This is a genomic window from Frankia sp. CgJB1, from assembly GCF_977947065.1.
Map to the genome: position 1 here is coordinate 1 of NZ_CDWTNB010000216.1, position 6254 is coordinate 6254.

Sequence of the window (6254 nt, forward strand, 5' to 3'; positions counted from 1 at the left end):
CTTATTTAATGACGATCCCATAAGGCCGGGTGGACGTGGTCCTCCGGCCGTCCGCAGGAGCACCCGGGCGTGCGGGACGCCGTCGACCTGGCTCAGATCGGATCCCATGGCACCGCGTCGTAGCGACGGGTAAGCGCCGTCATGAGCCATTCGGATCCCGTGAAGAGGTGGCCGTCGATGGCCCGGACGGGCGCGATCCCGCGTGAGTTGGTGACGAAGGCGGCCTCGAAGCCTGCCAGGTCCGCCAGTCGCACGGGGGCCCGTACGCTGGGCGGGCCGCCGTCCGCCGGTGCCTGCTCCAACAGCGTCATGGTGACTCCGCGCAGGGCGGGAGCGTCCGGCCAGACGATCATGTTGCCATCGAAGAAACCGATGTTGGTCATTGCGCCCTCCGCGACGAGCCCGTCGGGGGCGGTCAACAGGGCGTCGTCGTAGCCGTCACGGCGGACGAGCCGGCCGTGCTGGATCTGCGCGAACGTCCCGAGATGCTTGAGGTGGGCGAACGGGCGCAGGTACGGCACTGACCGCAGCCGTTGGGGGGTGGTCGGCGTGGTTGCCGGTTCGCCGATCGCGACGATGACGCGCACCCCTGCGCCGTCCGGCCGCTCGGTGACGACAATCCGGACCGTGGCATCCACCGCGGTGGCGGCTGTCGCCGTGGCCTCGGAGCCGGTGGCGGCCGTCTGGGTGGCGTACAGTGCCTGCCGGATGCGGTGGCGAACCAGTGCGCCGTCCAGGGGCTCGCCGTAGAGCTCCTGGTTCGCCTCATCCAGCCGGGTGAGATGCCACCGCAGGCCCCGGGCCCGACCGGCTCGCACCTGCAGCACGGTGAAGTGGCCGTGGGAGAGCAGGGCCAGGCGATGTGGATCATCGGGGGGAACGGGGCGCCCGTCGATTTCGACGCGTCGAAGTATGGGAGTGACCACCTTGGCCACGATAGTGACCCGCCGGTGGGCCGCGCCGTCCGTGGGCTGGGGCGTCTGTGGGCTGGGGCGTCACGCGCGACATTCCGGTTGTGTCGCCCACGGAACCGCCGCCGTGTCGTCTTCGCTAGCGTGCTCGTGCGTGCTGCCGACAGGCTGCCGCCCACGAACGCCAACACGAACGCAAAGGAGTGTGGCTATGTCCGACCTTGCTGTCGATCCCACGGCCGACCCGGCGAAACTCGTCAGCGGTCTGCCCGCTATGTCGGAGCGTGAGGTCTCCGACCTGCTGGGTGGGCCGGCTGGTGACGCGGTGCTGGACGAGGTCTTCCGGCAGATGCGCGACACCTTCCGGCCAGAGCAGGCACAGGAAGAGAACGCTCTGGTCCGATTCGTGCTCAACGGTGGACCGGGCGGCGCCGTGCGCACCTACGAGCTGCGGGTCGCCGACGGTGTCTGCACTTTGGCGACACCGCCTGCCGCCGGGACCCCGAGTGAATCCGCGGGGGAGCAGACGCTGACCATTGTCACGGATCGTGTCCGCTTCGTTCGGGTGGTCTCCGGTCAAGCCAGCGGGGCCAAGCTCTTCCTCACCAGAAAGATCAAGATTAATGGTGACCTGAAGTTCGGAGGCAGGATCCTGTCTTGGTTCGAGATCAAGAAGGAGAGCTGACCGGCGGCGGTCCCCACTGGTGCCGCCGCGATCGGTGCCGCGCCGAGGAGGTCAGCCGGGAAGGCCAGCCGAGGAGGTCATGAGCGGCCGGGCCGGCGACGTCGTTCAACCGGCGCCGGCTCGCCCCTCACAGGGCGAACTCGGCGGCGTTCAGGCCGAGGGTGAGGGCGGCCTCCCGCACCACGGCCCGCTCGCTGGCGACGAACTCGCCGTCAACCAGGCCGATCACCTGCCCGATGCGCACCACGGCGGCGGCTTCCGCCACCCGCCCCCGCACCTTGGCGATGTCGGCCAGCGCGGCCTGTTTGCCGGCGGTGAAGTCTGCGGTGAGACGGCTCAGATGTCCATCGAAGAGCCGCTCCACGTCCTGTTCGGGAAACTGGGACATCACCGGATCCGTAGCGATGAAGCCGAGTAGCCCCTCGCGTTCCGCCGGATCGATGTGGCCGTCGGCCGCGGTGACGAGGGCACAGATCGCCACGGCGGCGTCCCGGAAGGTGAGGCTGCGCAGCTCCTCCCACCGGGCGAACAGCTGCGCGCGCAGTGAGGCCAGGGAGGGCAGCCGCCGGTTGCCGACGGCGGGATCGAGGCCGCGCCAGAGCGACCAGCCTTCGGCGAGCCAGCGACGTACCACCTCGGCCATCGATAGCGGGCGCAGGCGTGTCGCGAGAAGCACGTCGATGTTCACCGGAACCAGCGTGTGCTCTCCCCAGCGTGACGGCGTCGGAATGTCGAGCGGCCAGAAGCCGGCGAACATGATACTGAGCACGTGATCGGTTGCGGATTCAGGTGAGTGGCCGGTGACGGTTCCGTCGTGCTCGACCGCGCCGATGAACTGCCGGGAGACCGTCCGAGGGCCGGCGAGGCAGCCTACCTGCCGTTCGAGAGCGTCGTCCGTGCTCTCTCCCGCCGCCACCGGACCGCCCGGAAGGACATGCCAGGCTTCTCCCGGCGGGCGAGCGAGGAGAACGCGGTCGTCAATCCGTACGAGAAGCCGAACATCAAGCCGAATAGCAGCCTGCAAAGGCATACCGAAAGCCTCCTGAAGACGCACGGCACAAGGCGGGTTACGCGCAGGAACCATCATCCACCAGATGGCGGAGCGAGTGGACGCGGCGGTGCGGAACTACTCATCTGCGCTGCCGGCGTGACCGCTCGGTCCGGGTGCCGCGCGCGCCCGCGGCCAGTGACGGGGTGGGATCGGCCAGTCTCGGAAGGATGATGGTGTCTGTGGCGGCTAGGGCGTCGAGCCGCCCGGACCTTAGCGTCGAGGCGTGGGCGCGGCGCCACCGGATCCGTATCCAGACCGTCCGCGCCCGATCCTGGGCCGATCCTGAGAGGCATACCGTGACCAAGTTTCTGCTCAGCGTGCATGTTCTGGCCGCGATCCTCGCGATCGGACCGATCACCGTGGCCGCCAGCATGTTCGCCCCGGCTGCGCGCCTGGCGCTGACCTCCCCGGGCGACGAGCGCGCTGCCGGGATTGTCCGCGTGCTGCACCGAATCTGTGGCGTCTACTCCGCGCTCGGCCTCGTCGTGCCGATCTTCGGGTTCTTCACCGCGCAGAGCCTGGGGGTTCTTGGGCAGAGCTGGTTGATCGTCGCGATCGCGCTGACCACCGTGGCCGCCGTCGTGCTTCTCATCGTGGTGCTGCCCGGACAGCGTGGCGTCCTCGACGAGATCGTCGCCGGATCCCCGGCCGTCCCCGACCGTGTGCAGGACGGAGGCGCGGTGGCCATGGATGGTGGTGCGGTGGCCATGGACGCGGCCGCGGCGCGCGCCCGCACGAGCGGTCTCGCGATGGCGGCCGGTGTGTTCAGCCTGCTCTGGGTGATTGTCACCGTTCTGATGATCATCCGCCCCGGCTCGACCACGAGCGTCTGACGTCCTCCCGGACGTCCGGTTTCCCGTCGGGAACCGGCCCGGTGGTGGGATGATCGCCCTCTGGACGGTGTGTGCGGCAGGCAAGCCTGGAGGATGTCACGTGGGAGAGGCGCTGGACACGGTGAAGCGCGCGCTGGACGCCTTCGACCTCGGTGACGAGGCCTCGGTGCTGTCGCTGCTCGACGAGGACCTGGTCGTCGAGGCATCGGGCGGGGTGCGGATCAAGGGGCGCGCGGCGGGCGCCGAGTACAGCGCCGCCTTCCTGGCGGCTTTCGGTGAGATCGACGTCGATACCCACGTGCTGGCCGAGCAGGGCGAGATCGTGGTCGAGGAGTACACGCTGACCGCGACGCACGTCGGCGTCTACCGCGACCCGGACGGGACGGAGCTCGCGCCCACCGGGCGTCGGATCAACCTGCGTGTCGTCGAGGTCTACCGGGTCGAGCGCGGCCTGATCACCGAGAACCGGCTGTACTTCGACCAGACGCGGCTCGCTCGCCAGCTCGGTCGACCCGCCTGAGCCGGCCCGGCCCTGGGCCTGGCCTGGCCCGGCCCGGCCGAAATATGGGGGGGTAGTCACGCTTCCGGGCCCCGAAAACGTGCCTACCCCCAACAGCTTTGTGTCATGAATCGACTACGGGTTCCCGGCCGGTGCGGTGTCGGTCGTGACGTCGGCCGGGCCGGGCGCGAGAGCCGACGGGTCCAGATTCGAGAGCCGATCGGCATGGACATACTGCCTGCGGAACCCGGCTGACCGGTCATGCCCGGGGAGAAGGGGAAGGCGGAAGGCAGGTCATGCAGTTCGACGACTCGTCGGTCGACACATCCGAGCTCGAGGACAGGCGAGGTGGTGGTCTCGGCAGGGGGATCGCTGTCGGTGGCGGTGGGGTGAGCATCGTCGGCCTGCTCATCTACCTGGTGGTGACGGTGCTCGGCGGTGGTACCGACGCTGGTACGGCACCCCTGTCGCAGCCCGGGCAGTCGTCGGGTGACCTCGCGCAGCGGTGCAACACCGCCGCGGCCATCGATGAATACGACGACTGCTTCGTCCTCAAGGCGTTCAACGAGATCAATGAGGTCTGGACCGCTCAGTTCGCCCGGAACGGCCAGATGTATACCAAGCCCCGCCTGGTCTACTTCTCCCAAGCCGTCCAGACCGGCTGTGGCGTGGCGTCTGCCTAGGTCGGGCCGTTCTACTGCCCGCCGGACCGCAAGGTCTACATCGATCTCGGATTCCTCGCCCAGCTCCAGCGCGACTTCGGCGCCGAGGGACGCTACGCGCAGGCGTACATCGTGGCGCACGAGGTCGGGCACCATCTGCAGACGCTGACCGGGACCGAGGCGCGGGTGCGGCAGGCACAGCGGGCGGACCCGTCCCGGGAGAACGAGCTCAGCGTGCAGCTCGAACTGCAGGCCGACTGCTACGCCGGGGTCTGGAGCACCCTCGCGAACACCGGCGGGAACGTCACCATCGGCGAGGCCGACCTTGACCAGGCGCTCGGCGCGGCGGAGGCCGTCGGCGACGACCGGATTCAGGTCAGGGCATCCGGCCAGGTCAACCTGGAGACCTGGACGCACGGGTCGGCGCGGCAGCGCTGCGATGCCTTCCTCACCGGCTACCGGGGCGCGTCGACGGCGTCCTGCGGCACCGTGCCGCACGCCTGAGCGAAAACCGACCGAGGGTTCCACCGAGCTTCACCGACCGGTGGGTTCAGGCGGTTCTCAGCTCCCGGTGCCAGGGCGGGCGGGGCGTCCCGTGCCCCGGCGGATGTTGCCGTAAAGGAGATCAGGCTGGCCGCGCCGCGTGGTCATCAGCGCACGATACTGCGCGGCCGACAGTTCGCCCTCGAAGACGCTGCGTTGCACCCAGTGCAGGTACTTGCGGCACGTGCGCAACGCCTAGGGGTTGCGTTCCGCCGCCGTGTCGTAGACCAGAACGACGAATAGGGATCATCACCCGTCGGATCGGAGTGGTGTCGAACATCGGCAGGTTCGACTTCGCCCAGAGGACGTCGGTGGGGCCCTCGCAGAAGGCACACGGCCGGTAGCGCATCGTCGGCCCGATCCGGCGCGAAGAACTCCTTCACCTCCGCGGTCAGCTTGGCCCGGTCCCGGGTCCGCCTGGCGGGGGTGGGTTTCGCGTTCGGATACATTGCGAAGAGGATTTTCCACCAGTCGTAGGCGAGATAATCCTTGCCGGCGATCGCGGCCTGAACGACGTCCGTGACGATCTGTTCGGCTACCCTGCCCAGGTCCTCTCCGGTAACGTCCTCAACATTTTCCCGGCCGGCAAGAACGGCGATCGACCGAGCTCCGCTCCGCTGCAACGGATGCTCGGTCAACAGCAATAAATTGTTGGCCGTGACGGGGACTGCGCCGGTTACGGACATGCTACCGAATCCATCCGAACCCCTGGTTGGTCGCCAGTCCCAGGCCCCAGTCATAAATGGCGTCCAGCAGGGCGGCGTCTGCTTTGATGCGCACGGAGGCGGTGCTGCCGTGCCGCGGCGCCCGCTGTACCAGAAATTTCCGGGGAGGTCCAGCGGAGACGACTTCGACGTCCACGTCCGACGGCAGGCCGAGCAGGTCGGCCTTGTGCCGCAGGTTATGGCTCAGGCGATCGGCGAACTGCGGGTGGTCTGAGAGAACCATCGCCGGAGGTCGCATAGACACCGCGGGTCTTCCGTGTGTCCCGGAAATGTGGAGGCGAGACACCGAGTGGACGCAGTGATTTCCCGGCGTATCCCCGGTCATGCAGTTCCTCGGCCAAGGCC

At 68.5% G+C, this 6254-nt stretch carries 6 protein-coding genes and 2 pseudogenes; 4 read left to right on the plus strand and 4 right to left on the minus strand.

The genetic code is table 11. The features are described 5' to 3' along the window. Positions 1-92: 92 nt before the first annotated feature. A complete protein-coding gene (locus AC08OT_RS18355) occupies positions 93-935 on the minus strand; it encodes an aminotransferase class IV family protein (protein ID WP_476596331.1) in 843 nt (280 codons plus the stop codon). A 187-nt stretch (positions 936-1122) separates the two neighbouring features. On the opposite strand from AC08OT_RS18355, the gene AC08OT_RS18360 reads away from it, so the two are divergent. Next, on the plus strand, positions 1123-1596 hold the full coding sequence (locus AC08OT_RS18360; RefSeq protein ID WP_476594343.1) for an SCP2 sterol-binding domain-containing protein: 474 nt from the start codon (positions 1123-1125) through the stop codon (positions 1594-1596). 127 nt (positions 1597-1723) lie between these two features. Here the strand turns inward: AC08OT_RS18360 and AC08OT_RS18365 are convergent, their stop codons facing one another. Further along, complete coding sequence (locus tag AC08OT_RS18365; RefSeq protein ID WP_476594342.1) at positions 1724-2626, minus strand: TerB family tellurite resistance protein; 903 nt, start codon at positions 2624-2626, stop codon at positions 1724-1726. Positions 2627-2943: 317 nt separating this feature from the next. Between AC08OT_RS18365 and AC08OT_RS18370 the strand changes: the two genes are divergently transcribed. From AC08OT_RS18370 to ypfJ, 3 genes and pseudogenes are all read left to right on the plus strand, one after another. Next, the gene (locus tag AC08OT_RS18370; protein WP_476594341.1) at positions 2944-3480 is read left to right on the plus strand and encodes a hypothetical protein; all 537 of its coding nucleotides are present in this window, start codon (positions 2944-2946) and stop codon (positions 3478-3480) included. A gap of 100 nt (positions 3481-3580) precedes the next feature. After that, the gene (locus AC08OT_RS18375; RefSeq protein ID WP_476594340.1) at positions 3581-4000 is read left to right on the plus strand and encodes an ester cyclase; all 420 of its coding nucleotides are present in this window, start codon (positions 3581-3583) and stop codon (positions 3998-4000) included. Between the two features lie 275 nt (positions 4001-4275). Beyond that, a pseudogene (ypfJ, locus tag AC08OT_RS18380) lies at positions 4276-5145 on the plus strand (KPN_02809 family neutral zinc metallopeptidase). 99 nt (positions 5146-5244) lie between these two features. Here the strand turns inward: ypfJ and AC08OT_RS18385 are convergent. After that, a pseudogene (locus AC08OT_RS18385) lies at positions 5245-5376 on the minus strand (CRISPR-associated endonuclease Cas2); the annotation flags it as partial. A gap of 495 nt (positions 5377-5871) precedes the next feature. Further along, entirely contained in the window at positions 5872-6132 is a 261-nt protein-coding gene (locus tag AC08OT_RS18390) for a CRISPR-associated endoribonuclease Cas6 (RefSeq protein WP_476594339.1), read from the minus strand. Positions 6133-6254: the final 122 nt, after the last annotated feature.

What these genes read in the sequence shown, in the direction of transcription:
- AC08OT_RS18360 (WP_476594343.1), top strand. Translation starts at nt 1,123, where the DNA reads ATGTCCGACCTTGCTGTCGATCCCACGGCCGACCCGGCGAAACTCGTC.
- AC08OT_RS18365 (WP_476594342.1), bottom strand. Translation starts at nt 2,626, where the DNA reads ATGCCTTTGCAGGCTGCTATTCGGCTTGATGTTCGGCTTCTCGTACGG.
- AC08OT_RS18390 (WP_476594339.1), bottom strand. Translation starts at nt 6,132, where the DNA reads ATGGTTCTCTCAGACCACCCGCAGTTCGCCGATCGCCTGAGCCATAAC.